This window comes from Streptomyces sp. NPDC029836, assembly GCF_055574495.1.
Genome location: NZ_JBVHZI010000010.1, coordinates 52353 through 68083, shown reverse-complemented (window position 1 = coordinate 68083; position 15731 = coordinate 52353). Strand labels below are relative to the sequence as shown.

14 protein-coding genes and 1 pseudogene are annotated in these 15731 nt (G+C 74.1%); 6 read left to right on the top strand and 9 right to left on the bottom strand.

What is annotated here, in order from left to right; all coding sequences use genetic code 11:
* Positions 1-77: 77 nt before the first annotated feature.
* On the bottom strand, positions 78-590 hold the full coding sequence (locus ACZ4XJ_RS26220; RefSeq protein WP_362878514.1) for a hemerythrin domain-containing protein: 513 nt from the start codon (positions 588-590) through the stop codon (positions 78-80).
* Between the two features lie 132 nt (positions 591-722).
* On the opposite strand from ACZ4XJ_RS26220, the gene ACZ4XJ_RS26215 reads away from it, so the two are divergent.
* A complete protein-coding gene (locus ACZ4XJ_RS26215) occupies positions 723-1934 on the top strand; it encodes an FUSC family protein (RefSeq protein WP_362878512.1) in 1212 nt (403 codons plus the stop codon).
* A gap of 147 nt (positions 1935-2081) precedes the next feature.
* On the opposite strand, the gene ACZ4XJ_RS26210 is transcribed toward ACZ4XJ_RS26215, so the two are convergent.
* From ACZ4XJ_RS26210 to ACZ4XJ_RS26200, 3 genes and pseudogenes are all read right to left on the bottom strand, one after another.
* Positions 2082-2888, bottom strand: a complete 807-nt coding sequence (locus tag ACZ4XJ_RS26210; protein WP_468497584.1) for a CAP domain-containing protein — start codon at positions 2886-2888, stop codon at positions 2082-2084.
* Positions 2889-3390: 502 nt separating this feature from the next.
* A complete protein-coding gene (locus tag ACZ4XJ_RS26205) occupies positions 3391-3750 on the bottom strand; it encodes a subtilase-type protease inhibitor (protein WP_468497583.1) in 360 nt (119 codons plus the stop codon).
* Between the two features lie 422 nt (positions 3751-4172).
* Positions 4173-4321 (bottom strand): annotated as a pseudogene (locus ACZ4XJ_RS26200) (ectoine/hydroxyectoine ABC transporter ATP-binding protein EhuA); the annotation flags it as partial.
* Between the two features lie 160 nt (positions 4322-4481).
* Between ACZ4XJ_RS26200 and ACZ4XJ_RS26195 the strand changes: the two are divergent.
* Complete coding sequence (locus ACZ4XJ_RS26195; RefSeq protein WP_362881434.1) at positions 4482-5033, top strand: rhodanese-like domain-containing protein; 552 nt, start codon at positions 4482-4484, stop codon at positions 5031-5033.
* Between the two features lie 105 nt (positions 5034-5138).
* On the opposite strand, the gene ACZ4XJ_RS26190 is transcribed toward ACZ4XJ_RS26195, so the two are convergent.
* Positions 5139-6401 (bottom strand): cytochrome P450, encoded by a 1263-nt coding sequence (locus ACZ4XJ_RS26190; RefSeq protein ID WP_468497582.1) that lies wholly within the window; start codon positions 6399-6401, stop codon positions 5139-5141.
* A gap of 159 nt (positions 6402-6560) precedes the next feature.
* Here ACZ4XJ_RS26190 and ACZ4XJ_RS26185 point away from each other — a divergent pair, with 159 nt between their 5' ends.
* Positions 6561-6797, top strand: coding sequence for a hypothetical protein (locus ACZ4XJ_RS26185; RefSeq protein WP_362881437.1), 237 nt, complete (start codon positions 6561-6563; stop codon positions 6795-6797).
* A 132-nt stretch (positions 6798-6929) separates the two neighbouring features.
* Here ACZ4XJ_RS26185 and ACZ4XJ_RS26180 read toward each other — a convergent pair whose 3' ends face one another.
* The 3 genes from ACZ4XJ_RS26180 to ACZ4XJ_RS26170 form a co-directional block, all read right to left on the bottom strand.
* Positions 6930-7364 (bottom strand): VOC family protein, encoded by a 435-nt coding sequence (locus ACZ4XJ_RS26180; protein ID WP_362881439.1) that lies wholly within the window; start codon positions 7362-7364, stop codon positions 6930-6932.
* 383 nt (positions 7365-7747) lie between these two features.
* Complete coding sequence (gene gap / locus ACZ4XJ_RS26175) at positions 7748-8743, bottom strand: type I glyceraldehyde-3-phosphate dehydrogenase (RefSeq protein ID WP_468497581.1); 996 nt, start codon at positions 8741-8743, stop codon at positions 7748-7750.
* 224 nt (positions 8744-8967) lie between these two features.
* Entirely contained in the window at positions 8968-9924 is a 957-nt protein-coding gene (locus tag ACZ4XJ_RS26170; protein WP_362881443.1) for a GlxA family transcriptional regulator, read from the bottom strand.
* A 133-nt stretch (positions 9925-10057) separates the two neighbouring features.
* Between ACZ4XJ_RS26170 and ACZ4XJ_RS26165 the strand changes: the two genes are divergently transcribed.
* Together ACZ4XJ_RS26165 and ACZ4XJ_RS26160 are read left to right on the top strand one after the other, a co-directional pair.
* Positions 10058-12121 (top strand): DUF4139 domain-containing protein, encoded by a 2064-nt coding sequence (locus ACZ4XJ_RS26165; RefSeq protein WP_468497580.1) that lies wholly within the window; start codon positions 10058-10060, stop codon positions 12119-12121.
* A gap of 8 nt (positions 12122-12129) precedes the next feature.
* Positions 12130-13692 carry a mucoidy inhibitor MuiA family protein gene (locus ACZ4XJ_RS26160; RefSeq protein ID WP_468497579.1) on the top strand — a complete coding sequence of 521 codons (1563 nt, stop codon included), beginning with the start codon at positions 12130-12132 and terminating at the stop codon, positions 13690-13692.
* Between the two features lie 198 nt (positions 13693-13890).
* Here ACZ4XJ_RS26160 and sigJ read toward each other — a convergent pair whose 3' ends face one another.
* Positions 13891-14844, bottom strand: coding sequence for an RNA polymerase sigma factor SigJ (gene sigJ, locus ACZ4XJ_RS26155; RefSeq protein WP_468497578.1), 954 nt, complete (start codon positions 14842-14844; stop codon positions 13891-13893).
* Positions 14845-15014: 170 nt separating this feature from the next.
* Here sigJ and ACZ4XJ_RS26150 point away from each other — a divergent pair, with 170 nt between their 5' ends.
* The gene (locus ACZ4XJ_RS26150; protein ID WP_362881451.1) at positions 15015-15428 is read left to right on the top strand and encodes a hypothetical protein; all 414 of its coding nucleotides are present in this window, start codon (positions 15015-15017) and stop codon (positions 15426-15428) included.
* Positions 15429-15731 lie beyond the last annotated feature (303 nt).

The following is a 15731-nucleotide window of genomic DNA, read 5'->3' as shown; positions in this document are numbered from 1 at the left end:
GCACGGCAGCCGTGCCGCCCCCGCACCACCGCGGGGGCGGGGGCGGGCTGCGAGGCGGCCGCCCGTCCCGTTCACGGCTACTTGCCGACGACGGCCCGGACGTTCTCGACGCTGCCGCAGTCCGCGGCCAGGTGACGGGCGCGTTCCTCCAGGAAGGCGGCGCCGAGCTCGGCGCGCCGCTCGTCGGGGACGTTCTCCCTGGCGCCGTTGAGGATGGTCCGTTCCTCCTCGTCCAGGTGGTGGGAGACCGCCTTGACCAGGTCCTCCAGCTTGGAGTCCCACTCGTCGGAGCCCACCTCGTCGACTTCGAGGAGGGCCAGCAGGGCTTCGTTGCCCTCCTCGTGTTCTTCCGTCCCGTGCTCGACTTCCTCGTTGTCCACGCCCTGGAAACGCTTCAGGGCGCCGTACACCTTCGACTCCTCCGCCTCGCCGTGCGCGATGAGCAGGGCGGAGAACTTCGCCAGCGCGTCCGCACGGTCGGACTCCACGCTCCGCATCCGGCGGAACAGGTCCTCCATCCTGCGGTGGTCCTTCAGGATCAGCGCCACCACGTCCTGGTCCTGATCCTTGTGCTGCCGGTCGGCTGCCATGCCGGCTCCCTCCTGGCTGGGGTCACTTGCCTCGTCCGGCGCGTGCTCGGCGCGGCGCGGTTGAAACGTCCCGGGCCCCCCAAACCTGCCGGTCACGGGTTTCCGCCGCCGCGCGCGGGCAGGCGCACGAGCATGACCCACGCACTTGCCTCGCTCCTGCACGTCGTACGTCGAGAACCAGCGGTCGTCCAAGCGCTCCGCTCGACGGCCGCCGCCGTCGTCTCTTATGCCGTCGCGCTACGGCTGAGCAGTGAACCCGCGCCGTTGACGGCGCCGCTGACCGCCCTGCTCGTCGTACAGGTCACGCTCTTCACCACGCTCACCACCGGGATCCGGCGGGTGAACTCGGTGGTCGCGGGGGTCCTCGTCGCGATCGCGTTCAGCGCGCTGGTGGGTCTGACGTGGTGGAGCCTCGGCCTGGTCATCCTGGCCTCGCTCGTGGTGGGCCGCTTGGTGCGGGCCGGGGAGTTCGTTCCCGAGGTGGCGATCAGCGCCATGCTGGTCCTCGGGGTGACCCGGGTGGCGGACACCGCCTGGGACCGGGTCCTCGAAACGCTGATCGGCGCGGCGGTCGGGCTGGCCTTCAACGTGCTCGTCGCCCCGCCCGTGTGGGTGGAGCCGGCGAGCGCCGCGATCACCGGTCTCGCGACGCGGATGCGCACGCTCCTCCTGCACATCGGGAGCGAGGCGGAGCACGCCACGACCGTGGAATCGGCCGCCGCCCGGCTGCACGAGGCCCGCCGCCTCGACAACGACGTCGCCGAGGTCGACGCGGCGCTGCGGCAGGCCGAGGACAGCCTGCGGCTCAATCCCCGCGTCCGCGAGGGCCTGCTCTTCCGGCTCGTGCTGCGCACGGGTCTGGACACGCTGGAGATCTGCGCGGTCGTCCTGCGGGTGTCCTGCCGGACCTTGACCGACATGGCCCGCTCCCGCGGTCCGGAGCCGTTGTTCCCGCCCCTGGTGGCGGAGGCGCTCCAGGAGGTGTACGAGCACTTGGCGGGCGCGGTCGAGTCCTTCGCCCAGCTCGTGACGGCCCAGGTCAGCGCCAACGCGGAGGCGGCCGAGGAACGGCTGAACGAGGAGCTGGCCATCGCCCGCCGCAGCCGCGAGCGGTTCGCCGCCCTGCTGCCGGGGCAGATCGCGCGGCACCCCGACGAGTGGCAGCTCTACGGGTCCCTGCTGGCCGACGCGGACCGGGTGCTGGACGAGCTGGGGGTGGAGAAGCGCTCGGCGCGACTGATGGAGGAGCTGGACCGCCATTCGCGCGAACGGCGCGCACGGTACCCCCGGCTGCACGCGCTCGCCGGCCGGGCGCCGCGGGGTCGGGCCCGTGCGAAGGTCTGAGCACGGGAGCACGGGAGCACGGGAAGGCGGGAACGCGGAGAGGGCGGGAACGCGGAGGGGGCGGCCGGAATCCGGCCGCCCCCTCGTCCTCCGTCGGCGCGGTACGCCGTACGTCGGCGCCTCGCGTCACCGGGCCGCTCGGGCGGGTCAGCGCGTGGCGCCGAAGCTCTGCGTCCAGTACTGGCCGGGCTGGGCGAGGCCGATCCCGATCTCCTTGAAGGAGCAGTCGAGGATGTTCCGCTTGTGCCCCGGGCTGTTCATCCAGCCTTCCATGACCTTCGCGGCGGTGTCGTAGCCGTAGGCGACGTTCTCGCCGTACGTCCTCCACTGGTAGCCGGCGCGGGTGATGCGCTGCCCCGGGTCCGAACCGTCGGAACCGGTGTGGGACATGTTGGAGTGGGCGGCCATGTCGGCGCTGTGGTCCTGTGCGGCCTTCGTCAGCTTCTCGTTGACGGTGAGCACGGGGCACCCGACGGCGGTCCGCTCCTTGTTGACGAGTGCCAGGACCTCGGCGGCGGCGCCGGTGGGGGCCTGGGCGTCGGCGGGGGCGCCGGTCCCGGGCGCCTCGGTCGACGGCTCGACGGGCTGCGGCTGCTCGACCGGCGGCTGCGCCGGCTGCCGGGGTGCCTGCTGGGGCCGCTCGGCGGGCTGCGGAGCCTCGGCCACCGGGTCGGCGACGGGCGGCTCGGCGACGGGCTGCGCCACCGGCTGCGCGACGGGCTCGGCCGGCGCCGCCTCGGGGGCCTCGGCCCGGACCGGAGCCTGCACGGGCTGCTGCGCCCCCGGTCGGCCGTGCCAGGGGCGGCTGTCCTGCTGGGAGGAGACGACCCGTACGGGGTCGGTCTCCTGGGTGTCCAGGCACGCCATGGCCGTGGTGGGCACGCCCACGACGGCCAGCACGCCGACGGCGACGGCTATCTTCCGGTGGTGCTTCTTCTTACGGTGCTTCTTCATGCGGGACCTCACTCGGTGATCGCGAAGCTCCCGGCGCCGGACCGCGAAGGCGCCGGAGGAGTCGCCATTCTTAGAAGCCCGGCAGGGGCCTGGCAAGCCGCGACCCCGGAGCCGTGGAGGGGGTCCGGGACACGGCTTGAATCGGCCCGAAGATCGTGCATGTCGGGCTGCGGCCGCGAGGGCCCCCACCTGGTGGACCGCCAGAACCGGCCCCCGTCGGCCTTGTTGGAGCGGGTCGAACAGGAGTCAGGAATTCCGTTCTGGCGGAGTGCGGCATGTCCTCGCGAAACAGCGACATAAGCCGACATGTCGCCGCCCCTAGGATCACCGCGAAGGCCGTCCGGCCGGCGTGCGGGCCGTGACGCATGTCACGGGTGCGGGAGGGAACCGAAGAGCGCGCCGCCCGCACAGCCGCCACCCGTAGCCCCCCCGGCGCCCACAACCCCTCCGCCGCGCGTCGCGGCGCCGCGACGCACGCCGCCCCACCGCGGACCGCCGTGGATCAGAAGGCGAAGACGGCGTTGCCGTTCAGGGTCGCGTTCATGACGCAGGCGTTGGAGAACGTGTGCTTCCAGGCGACCCGGCTGCCCTGCCAGACACCGTCGGCCGTGACGGTGACGGGGTCGTAGTGCATGGGGCACGCCCGCTGCGGGTCCGGGGCGGCCAGCAGCCGGTCGAAGGCGCCACCGGCGGCGTTCAGCGCCCCGCAGGCGGCGGCGGGGTCGGGGTGCGTACCCGAGGCGGTCGGGGCGCAGCTGAGGGTGGCGGCACGTAAGGCGGTGTCCGTGGCCGTGTCGCCCTGGACGATGGTGAAGACCATCGCGGACGGGGCGTACAGGCTCGTCGGGCGGGCCTCGGCCACACCGGAAGCTCCTACGAGACACAGGAGGGCGGCGGCAGAGACCGTGGTGATGCGACGCACAGCACAACTCACTTTCGATTCCAAGGTTGAACGCAATACTTTCTTGCAATATCGCGCCTTGACTCGACAAACAGTGTCCGATGCGAAGGGGCAGCGCACATCGATGACCGATTTACGGACACTCCGTTCGGATAGCGGGCACCGAATGGTCGTTCGGGCAGCTCACGGCGGGTGCTTCCGCTCCCGGCGCGATCACCGGCCCGCCGCGGAACGGGCCGTGACCTGCGCTCGGACTCGCCGCCCGCCGCGCGCGGTTCACCGAACGGCCACGCAGCTTGACCGGATCGGACCGGTGCGGGGCGCTCCGCACGCCCGTTCGGGGTCCGACGGGCCGGCGCCCGCCGCGTGAACGGTGCTCCGGGTCAGAGCACCTTGGAGCGGAAGGCCCGGGTTCGCTCTTGTCGTGGCGCGTCCCACACGGCCGCGGGCGACCCCTGTTCGACGACGAGTCCGCCGCCATGAACACGACGGTGTCGGCGACCTCCCGGGCGAAGCCGATCTCGTGCGTCACGGTGCGCGGCGCCGGGTCCGCGTCCGTTGTTGCGGGAACGTGGCGAGCGTGTGGCAGTCGGGCCGGGGAGCCGCTTCGAGTGCGGTGCGGCGCCTAGGATCCCCGGCACGTGCCGCCGCTTCCGCGCACGCCGTCCCCCTGCCGAGGAACACGATCCGCCATGAGTGTGACCGCCGCCCTGAGCGTGCCCGAGGCGCTGCCCCGCCTCCACGAACTGACCGTCGTGGACGTCCGTACCCCAGGCGAGTTCGCGTCCGGGCACCTGCCGGACGCCGTCAACGTGCCGCTCGACCGGCTCGGTCGGTCCCTGCCGGAGCTGCGGGAGGCGTCCGGTCGCAGGCCGCTGCTGGTGGTGTGCGCCTCCGGAGCCCGTGCGTCGAACGCCGTCGCCGTCCTGGCCTCCCACGGCCTCGACGCGTCCGTGCTCACCGGCGGCACCACCGCCTGGGCGGCCGGCGGCCACCGCCTCGTCCACCCCGACGGCCGGCCGCGGGCCGTCTGGGCCATGGAACGCCAGGTCCGCCTCGCCGCGGGTTCCCTGGTCCTGCTCGGCCTGGTCCTCGGCCGCTTCGCGCACCCCGCGTTCCAGCTGCTGTCCGCGGGCGTCGCGGCCGGGTTGGTGTTCTCGGCCCTCAGCAACACCTGCGGCATGGCGGTCGTGCTGGGCCGGCTGCCGTTCAACCGGAGGGCGGGCGCGGCAGCCGCTCGATGAAGGGGTGTCCGGACGACGCCGCCCACCGGGGCACGCCTGCCCGGCGATCGCGGCCGCCTGACCGCCGGGACCGGCCGACCGTCCCGGTCGGGTGCGCCCGAGCCGCTACACGGGTCGGATGACCATGCCGCTGCGCGGCCGGGTGGGTATCCGGTTCAGCGGGATCGTCAGGTCCTGGCGCGCGACGGTGTGGTCCAGCCGGCCCAGCGCGGTGGCCAGGGCGGTCAGCACACCGACCACGACGTCCTCGCCGGGGCAACGGTGCCCCGTACGGACGTCTCCCCCGCCCTGCGCGATCAGCAGGTCGCCGTGCGGTTCGCGGCCCAGGAAGCGGGTGGGGTCGAAGACGTAGGGCCGTTCGAACAGCTCCGGGTCGTGGTGGTGGCCGTACACGTCCAGGAGGACCAGGGTGCCCGCGGGAACGATGTCGCCCCGGTGTTCGAGGTCGTGCGCGGCGACCCCGCCCACGAAGGGGACGAACGGGTAGAACCGGCGGACCTCGTGCGCGAACGCCCGCGCGTACGTCCAGTCCCCCGCGCGCAGCCGTGCGCGCAGCTCGGGGTCGCGCTCCAGGGCGTGCGCGGCGAAGGCGGCGAACCAGGCGATCGCGACGGTGGGCCGGATGATGTTGAGCAGTTCCACGGCGGCGGTGTGCGGGTCGAGCGGCATGCCGTCGGCGTCGCGGTGCTCGGCCACCGTCTCCAGGACCGACCGGGACGGCCCCGCGCCGCCGCCCGGGAAGGTGAGGACACCGGGATGCGCGCGGCCGGCCCGTACGTCCGTCACGGCGTGCGCCAAGCCCTGCTCCTGTCGGGCGCGGGCCCGGCGGGCCTTCCAGTGCCGTGGCCCGGGCGTCGCGAAACCGTCGACCATGGCCACGCAGTCCTCGGCGATCTCGCGGGCCGCGTCCTGGGTCACGGGCAGGCCCACCCAGTCGCAGACCGCCTCGGCGAGCACCGCGGCCATCCGGTCGAAAAGCACGATCTCCCGGCCGCGGGCCCGCGCGAACGCCTCGTGCCAGTGCGTCCCGATCCGGTCCACCAAGGCGGCGACGCCCTCGCGCGACATGAGCAGGGACACGAACATCTCCTTGCGGACCCGGTGCGCCTCGCCGTCCAGGGTGTGGACGGCGCCGCGACCGAAGAGGGTGTCGAGCACGGGCCCCGGTAGGGCGTCGTGCCGCAGGACGTGCCGCTCCTCGTAGAAGAACGCGACATCGGCGGGACCGTGCAGGACGATCGCGGGCCGCCCGAGCACGCGGGTGCGCACCGGGCCGCCGTCCGAGCCCCGGCGTCGGCGCAGGTCGGGCAGCCAGGCGTAGCCCTGCGTCCACAGGGAAACGGTGCCGTCGATCATCGGGAGGGGCATGCCCGGCGCCTACCCGGCGATCCGGACCGCACGCGGGTTCGCCCCGGGGGCCGCTATCGGGTTCCCTGCCCGTGCCCCGTGCGCGCCCCGCCGCCACGAACGCGGTTTCCGTTCGTGTCGCCGCGCCCGCCGGCGCCCGGGACGTGGAACCGTCTCCGCATGACCGAAAGTTCGACGCCTCACATCTCCGCGGCCCGGGTCACCGTGCTGGCCGTGCAGCCCGGCAACCCGCCCTTCCGCCTCGTCGAGGTCGACGGGGAGTTCATCGGGAGGGCCACATCGATGACGGACGTGCTGCTCGTCGCCGCGGAGGCCGGCGTCACGGTCCACGACCTCGACGACCCCGAGGACGTCCACTGGGTGGGCGGCGGCAAGTTCACCTGGCACGTGCGCTAGGCCGGCGCGCGTGGCCGCGTCCCCGCCGGGCCCGGCCACCACCCGACCGGTCCCGCCGGCGGCCGGCCGGCGCGGGACGCGCCACCTCGGCCCCCGGTCCGACGCCGGTCGCCGCGCGCCGCCCGGACTCCGTTACGGGGAACCGAGGTCCGGGATCGTCAGGGCGCCGTCCTCGGCCAACGGGAATCCGGGATTGTGGGCGATCTCCCAGAGGTGGCCGTCGGGGTCGGCGAAACAGCCCGAGTAGCCGCCGTAGAAGGTTTCCTCCGCAGGCTTGCTGAGGGTGCCGCCGGCTCGATCCGCCGCGGCGAGGAGGGCGTCGACCTCCTGCCGGGACCGCAGGTTGTGGGCGAGGACGATGCCGCCGAACCCCGTGCCACGGCTGTCGGTGAGGCCGCAGTCCAGGGCGAGCTTGTCCCGGTCCCACAGGACCAGCCCGAGGCCACCGGCCTGGAAGAAGACGGTCTCCTCGACCTCCTGCCCGCGCCAGCCGAGACGCTCGTAGAACACCCGGGAACGCCCGAGGTCCGCCACTGCCAGGGTGATCAGACTGACGCGCTGCTCCATGACCGGAAGCTAACACGGGCTCCGGCGCGATCCGCGGAAGTCCTGCGGCGGGGACGACCGGCGGCCCGGACCATGGCGTGTTCCCCGTGTCGGCCACCGCGCGGAGGTTTCCCCGCCGGGGTGATCGTCCGGTCCACCGCTGCGGGCGGATGGCGCCGGCGCTCACGCCGCCGGGTCGGGCATCGGGTCGAACAGCCGCCACGTGGTGAGGGCGAACCGGTCCAGGAGCACCGGCGCGTGATCGGGGCCGGACGCCCGACGGTCGGCGGGCGCGGGCCGGGGCGCGCGTCCGTACGTCCGCGCCGCGTCGGCCCTACCCGCGCGGGCTCCGGTCGGGCCGTCCGTGGCGGCCTTCCGGAGTCCCGGCGGTGGGTGGTGTCGGCTCAGCCTGCGAGCAGGGTGAGCGTGTCGATCACCCGGTTGGAGAAGCCCCACTCGTTGTCGTACCAGGCGACCACCTTGATGTGGCGGCCGTCGACGCGGGTGAGCTCCGAGTCGAAGATCGAGGAGGCGGGGTTGCCGGTGATGTCGGAGGACACCAGCGGGTCGTCCGAGTACTCCAGTACGCCGGCCAGGGGGCCGTTCGCCGCGGTCCGGTAGGCCTCCAGCACCTGCTCGCGCGTCACGTCGCGGGCGACGGTGGTGTTGAGCTCGACGATCGAGCCGACCGGCACCGGCACCCGGATCGAGTCGCCCGACAGCTTGCCGGCGAGGTTGGGCAGGACCAGACCGATCGCCTTGGCGGCGCCCGTCGAGGTCGGCACGATGTTGACGGCGGCGGCGCGGGCGCGGCGGGGGTCGCGGTGCGGGCCGTCCTGCAGGTTCTGCTCCTGCGTGTAGGCGTGCACCGTGGTCATGAAGCCGTGCTCGATGCCCGCCAGGTCGTCCAGTACGGCGGCCAGGGGCGCCAGCGCGTTGGTCGTGCACGAGGCGTTGGAGACGATGGTGTGCACGGCCGGGTCGTAGGTGTCGGAGTTGACCCCGTACGCGAGCGTGACGTCGGCGCCGTCGGACGGCGCGCTGACCAGTACCTTGCGCGCACCCGCCTTGATGTGGCCGCGGGCGGCCTCCGCCGAGGTGAAGCGGCCGGTCGCCTCCAGGACGAGGTCGACACCGAGCTCGGCCCAGGGCAGCCGCTCCGGTTCGCGTTCCGCGAGCACCGTGATGCGGTGGCCGTCCACGACGAGGACGTTCCCGTCGACGGTCACCGGGCGGCCGAGCCGGCCGGAGGTGGTGTCGTAGGCGAGCAGCCGGGCGAGGCCGGCGGGCTCCGTGAGGTCGTTGACGGCGACGACCTGGAGGTCGCTGTCGCGTTCCAGGAGCGCGCGCAGCACGTTGCGACCGATGCGGCCGAATCCGTTGATGGCGATGCGAGTCATGAGCGATGTCCCTTCGTTCGCCACCAGATTCGCTGCCGCTCCCCGCTGCGCGACAGAGGCGGGATCGCCATGGTTCACAAGGATCCCGCCAGAAGGATCTCGCCGTGGAATCCCCTCCCCCGAGCTACGGCCGCCGGGGTCCCGCCGCCCGGCGCGGGCGGGCGCCGCGCTCTCGCGTGTGCGCCGCGCGGGCGGGCGCCGCGCTCTCGCGTGTGCGCCGCGGCCTATGCGCCCCGGGTGAAGGTGCGCCGGTACTCGGTCGGGGTGGTGCCGAGGATGCGTTGGAAGTGGAGCCGCAGGTTCGATCCGGTGCCGAGGCCCACGTCGGCGGCGATCTGCTCGACGCCCCGCTCCGAGCGTTCGAGCAGCTCGCGGGCCAGGTCGATCCGGGCCCGCATGATCCACTGCATCGGCGTGTACCCCGTGTCCTCGGCGAAGCGCCGCGAGAACGTGCGGGGCGAGACCCCCGCGTGCCGGGCGAGGACGTCCAGGGTGAGGGGGTCGCCGAGCCGGTGCAGCGCCCACTCCCGGGTGGCGGCGAACCGCTCGCCGAGCGGCTCGGGCACGCTGCGCGGTACGTATTGCGCCTGACCGCCGCTGCGGTAGGGGGCCGCGACCAGTCGCCGGGCGGCGTGGTTGGAGGCGGCCACGCCGAGGTCGCCGCGCAGGATGTGCAGGCACAGGTCGATGCCGGAGGCCGCGCCGGCCGAGGTGAGGACGCTGCCCTCGTCGACGAACAGCACGTTCTCGTCGAGACGGACCAGCGGGTGCCGGGCCGCGAGGGCACGGGCGTAGTGCCAGTGGGTCGTGGCGCGCCGGCCGTCGAGGAGACCCGTGGCGGCGAGCGCGAACGCGCCCGTCGAGATCGCGGCGAGTCGGGCGCCCCGCTCGTGGGCGGTGATCAGGGCGTCGATGACGGGTCGCGGCGGATCATCACGGTCCGGGAAGCGGTACCCGGGGACGAAGACGATGTCGGCCCACGCGAGGGCCTCCAGCCCGTGGGTGACGTGGTACGAGAGTCCGTCGCCCCCGGCGACCAGCCCGGGCGCCGCCCCGCACACCCGTACCTCGTACGGCATGCTCGCGCGGGTCGTGAAGACCTGTGCGGGGATCCCGACGTCGAGCGGCTTGGCGCCTTCGAGGACGAGCACGGCGACGCGGTGGAGGCGAGGAGCGGACACGCCCCCGACCCTACGCGCCGCCCCGGCGCCCGCCCGAACTCCTCGGGGCGCCGTCGGCGCTCGTTCCGGCCCGGCCCGTCAGTGGCCCGGCGTAGGCTTCCGGCAGGCACGGACGTCGTGGGGGGCGGAGCGGATGACTGCTGGAGTGGGACAGAGGTGGGGGTCGGAGCTCGACTCGGTCGTGGTGTACGCGCGGGGCGCGCTGTGTCGGCGCCTGGCACGGGGCAGTGTGCCGTCCGACGGCCGGGTACGGGTGAGCGGCCTGCCCCGTTCGCTGGACCCGGGTTCGCTGCGGGCCGCGGTGCTGGGATCGCCCGGCGTGCGGGTCACGGAGGCCCGGGTGGAGGTCGAGGCGCAGCCGCACGCCGCCGACGCTCCGGACGCGTTGCGCCGTGAGGTCGAGCGGTTGGCCGCGGAGCACGCGGCGGCGCTGGCCCGCCGGGACCGGCAGTTGGGCCTGATCGAGGAGGTCCGGGCGCTGCACCCGGTGCCGCCGCCGCGCGGCGAGGAGGATCCGCACCGTCGGACGCCGGTCGACGCCTGGTTGGACCTCGCCGACTTCGTCGACGGGCGACTGGTCCGGCTGCACGCCCGCCTCGTCGAGCTGGAGGAGGCGCTGGCGCTGGTCGGGCACGAGTGGGCCGTCGCCTCGGACCGGCTGGCCCGCGCCTCCACCGACGCCCCGTCGGCGCACCTGGAGACCACGCTCTGCGCGGTGCTGACCCTCGACGGCGCCGCCGCGGAGGCCGAGGTGGAGCTGGAGTTGGAGTACGGGGTACCGGGCGCCGTCTGGGTGCCCGCCTACCGTCTCACCCACCGTCAGGGCGACGGGACGGGTCGTCTGGTGCTGCGGGCCTCGGTCGCCCAGCGCACCGGCGAGGACTGGTCCGGCGTCCGCATCGCGCTGGCCACCGCCGACCTGCGTCGCCGGACCGACCTGCCGAAGCTCCGGTCGGTGCGGATCGGCCGCCGGCAGGGCGACCTCGCGCCGTCCGGCTGGCGGGAGCCTCCGGCCGGCCTCGCGGACCTGTTCGCCGGGTACGCGGCGGCAGGCCCCCGCCCGGCCCCGGTCCCCGCACGCGCCACGACCGTCGCCGCTCCCGTAGCGGCTCCCCCGCCGCCGCCCGTACCGTCGCCACCACCGCCGCCACCGGCGCCGCAGGCCTACGGGGGGCCGCCGCCGCCCGCTCCCGGCGGCGCCCCCCAGTCCCTCGCCGGCGGGGCACCGGCCTTCGCGCAGCCGGCCCGGGCGCGTAGGTCGGCCGGGCCCGGCGGGCCCCGGCCCGGCGCGGCCGGCGCCATGGCTCCGGCAGCGCCGGCGGCTCCCGGCATGGCGGCGCCGCCGCCGGCGCGGCCCGCGGGTCCGCCGCGGCCGAGCGGCGCCGAGCTGGACTACGCGACCCTCGTGCTGCGCGGGCCTGAGGAGCCGGTCGGCCGCCGGGGCCGGCTGTTCCCGGACCAGCCCGTCGACCCGGTTGGGGCCGAACACCGCCGCCGCGCCGAGGCGGTGGCCGCGCTGCCGCTGCCCGGGCACGCCGTACGGCCCCGCGAGTCGGCGGGCTCCTTCGACCACCGCTTCGACGCGGCCGCCCGCGCGGACGTGCCGTCGGACGGCGGCTGGCACACCGTCACCGTCACCGAGATCCCGGTCGGGCTGCGGACGGAGTACCTCTGCGTGCCGTCCGTCGAGCCGACCGCGTACGCGACGCTCGTCCTGTCCAACGCCACCGAGCAGGCCCTGCTGGCGGGCCCCGTGGAGGTCACCGTCGATGACGAGTTCCTGCTGACCGCCGCCCTTCCGACGCTGGCCCCCGGCGCCACCCGCCGGGTGGGGCTCGGCGCGGCCGAGGGGATCCGCGTCACCCGGCGGACGAACCTGCGCGAGTCGACGGCCGGGCTGCGCAACAACACCACCGTCCTGGACCACCGGGTGCACGTGGAGGTGGCGAACCGGCTTCCGGGAGCCGTCACCGTCGAGGTCCGCGAGCGGGTGCCCGTCACCTCCGAACCGGACGTCCGCATCGAGGAGCGGGCCGACTGGACCGCCCCCGAGGAAGGCGCTCCGGAGCACCATGCTCCGGGCACCCGGGTCTGGCGGGTGGAACTCCCCGCCGGCGCCACCACCGCCCTCGAAGGCGGCTACGAGATCCGCATCCCGGCCGGCAAGGCCCTGGTCGACGGCAACCGCAGGAGCTGAAGCACACCATGTCCACGGACCCGAAGCCGATCGCCCTGCCCGTCACCGCCGTCACCTGTCTGGAGGACCGCGCCCACGTCGAGCGCACCGCCGTCCTCGATCTGGAGGGCGGGACCCAGCGGCTGCGCCTGGGACCGGTCACCGCGCTGGCCGTCGACCGGACCCTGCACGCCGAGTTGATCGCCGCGCACGACGCCGCCGTGCTCGACGTACGGATCGTGCGTGCCTGGACGCCGCGCGGACCGCTGCCGCCCGCCGCGGACGATTCCGCCGTGCGGCACCGCGTGCACGCCATGGAGCAGGAGCGGACCGCCCTGGAGCAGCGCCGCGACCGGCTGGGGACCCGGCTCGCCGTCCTCGGCCGGCTCGCGACGGACCTGCTGCGGGAGATCGGCGAGGGCGCCGGCTCCGGGGAGAGCGAAGGGGAGCGCTGGCACCGCGAACTGGACCGCGTCGACGCGGAACGCGACGCGTACGGGGAACAACTCCGCGCGGTCGAGACACGACTGGACACGCTGTCCGTCGAACTCCGTTCCTTCCGCACGGCCTTGGACCTATCCGAGGAACAGCCCGCCGAGCTGGTCGCGCACGTGGAGCTGACCGTGGACGCCGCGGTCGCCGGGCCGGTCCGGCTGCGCCTGACCCACCTCGTTCCGTGCGCGTTGTGGCGGCCCGCCTACCGGGCGGTGCTCGACGGGGACTCCCTGACCCTGGAGACGGACGCGATGGTCTGGCAGCGCACCGGGGAGGACTGGTCCGACGTACGACTGACGTTGTCGACGGCCCGGTCGGCGCTCGCCACCGATCCGCCGCGGCTGGCCGAGGACCGGCTGACGCTCAAGGACCGCTCCGCGGCCGAGCGCCGCGTCGTGGACGTGGAGCTGCGCGAGGAGGAGATCGGCGACCTCGGTCCGGCCCCCGTGCTCGGGCTGCCGGGGGTGGACGACGGCGGTGAGCCCCGCGTACTGAACGCCCCCGTACCGGTGTCGGTACCGGCGGACGGCCGCGCCCACCGGGTGCCGGTCTCCGCCTTCACGGTGGCGGCGAGCAGCGAGTACGCCTGCTCGCCCGAGTTGTCCCCGCTGGTGACGCAGGTGGTGCGGTGCGACAACCGGTCGGGGCACGCGCTGCTCGCGGGCCCGGTGGACCTGGTGCGCGGCAGCGGGTCCAGCGGCCGCGGCACGCTGGACTTCACCGCTCCCGGCGCCCCGCTGGAGTTGGCCTTCGGCAGCCGGGACGACCACAGGGTGGTCCGGTACGCCGAGGAGTCCCGGGACTCCGTCGGCATCTCCCAACGGACGGTGGTCACGCGCACGGTGCGGCTGCACCTGTCCAGGTTCTCGGCGCCCGGCGACCAGGACGACCGGGTCGTCACCGTGCGGGAGCGGATCCCGGTGTCGGAGGTCTCGGCGGTGGAGGTGCGCCTGCGCCGGGAAGCGTGCTCCCCGGCGCCCGACGCGGTCGATGCCGAGGGCATCGTCCGCTGGGACGTGACGCTTCCGCCCGGCGGTCGCCGTACGGTCACCCTGGCCTACGAGCTGTCGGCGAGCGCGAAGGTCGTCGGGCTCTGAGGCCGGGCCGCGCGGGCCATGAGGCGGGCCCGTCAGGCCGGGTCGACGGTGCCAACGCGGCTCGGGTCGGTCGTGTCGTGGACGGCGTGGCGGGCCGAGCGGGTGGCGCCGGTGATCGACGTGACGCAGAAGAACGAGTCCTCCGGCTTGGCCGGGACCGGCGCCCGTTCCAGGGTGACGGCCGGTCCGGGAAGGGGGTCAGTTCCGGCCGCTGTCGGTCCACGGGCGGAGTTTCTCCGGGTTGCGGATCGCCCAGATGTGGGTGATCAGGCCGTCGGCGAGGTTGAAGGCGGCCACGGTGACCGTGGTTCCGGCGTGTTGGGCGACCAGGCCGGGCCGGCCGTTGACCGTGCGTTCCAGCAGCGTGAGCCCGGGGGCCTTGCCGGCGATGTGGATCAGGTAGGCGGCGATGTTCTCGCTGCCCTCGACCGGGTGCAGGACGGTGCCGACCATTCCCCCGCCGTCGGCGGTCATCACCGCTGCGGGATCCAGAAGGCCGACGAGGGCCTCGATGTCCTTGGCCTCCCAGGCCTCCTTGAAGTCGCGCACCAGAGCGGCCTGCCCGGCCGTCGCGGCCGCCGGCGCCTGCGCGGCGCGAATGCGGCGGCGGGCCGAGGTGGCCAGCTGCCGACAGGCCGCCGGTGTCCGGCCGACGATGGCGGCGACCTCGGCGAACGGGTACCGGAACACGTCGTGCAGGACGAACGCCACGCGTTCGGCGGGAGTCATGGCCTCCAGTACGACGAGAAAGGCCATGTTCACGGACTCGTCCAGGGTGACCCGGTCCGCGGGGTCCACCGGTTGGCCCGTGCCGCCACCGGTGGATCCGCTGATCCACTCCCTGCGGTCGGGCAGCGGCTCCGGTATCCACGCGCCGACGTAGCGCTCGCGCCGCACCCGCGCCGAGCGGAGCAGGTCCAGGCAGATGCGGCCGGCGACCGTGGTCAGCCAGGCGCCGGGCGCGGCGATGGCTTCCTGCTGCTCGCGTGACATCGCGTACCAACGGGCGTAGGTCTCCTGTACGGCGTCCTCGGCCTCGGCCAGCGAACCGAGCAGCCGGTAGGCGAGGTTGATGAGCTGGCGCCGCTCGCCGACGACCGCGCTCAGGTCCGGCTCGGGCCGCTCGGGTGCTGCCTCGGATGGGGTGCTCATGGTGGCGGCCTCTCCTCGGTTCTCTCGTCCGGTTCCGTTCTCGGCGGTTCGACGAAACAGCGCATCGGATCGTGAGGCCGTCGGGGCGCCTCACATGTCGCGGGCCCATCTCGTCGGGCCAGCAGGACAGTACAGATCCACCGCCGCGAGGCAGAAGAGGGGACCCCATCATGGCCATCACCCGGACGACGACGACACATCAGCGCCTCACCACGTTCCTGCGCGTCTCCGTCGTCCTGCAGACCGCGGCCCTGTTCTTCCAGGCCGTCACCGCCGGAATGTTGCTGTCCTCGTCCGTCGGTGGGGTGTTGCACGATGTCGGCTCACGCGTGATGTACGGCGCCTCGATGTTGTACGTGCTCGCGGCGGTCCTCGCCTGGCGGCCGGGCGGCAGATCGCCGCGTCCCATCCTGTACGCGTCCGGCTTCCTGGTGCTCGCCTCGGTCCAGGTGGTGCTGGGCATCGCCCACATACCTGCGGCCCACGTCCCCCTGGGCGTCCTGATGTTCGGCCTCAGCGTGCTGGCGCTGGGCGCGGTGGTGGCCCCCCTCCTGCCGCGACGCTCCGTCGAAGCCCGGGCGTAGTCGCCGGAGGACGACCGTCCGGGAAGTCCCGGACGGTCGCCCTCCGGTGCGGGCGGCGAAACGGTGACATGCGCCACACGGGACGCCCGGGTCACGGAACCATTACGGCCGCATGCTGGTCCGTGACATGTCACCATTTTCCCGTCCGCGGTCGACATTCCCCTCTCCGGCGAAATGGGCATCTCGCATGCTGGGACGCAACCGAGCAATGCTCCTCGTCAGCGCGATTTCTGAAGGTACGTCACCCGTCTCACCCCGGCCCCGGCCCGCGCGGCCGGCACGATCTCCCGGCCATGACAAGCC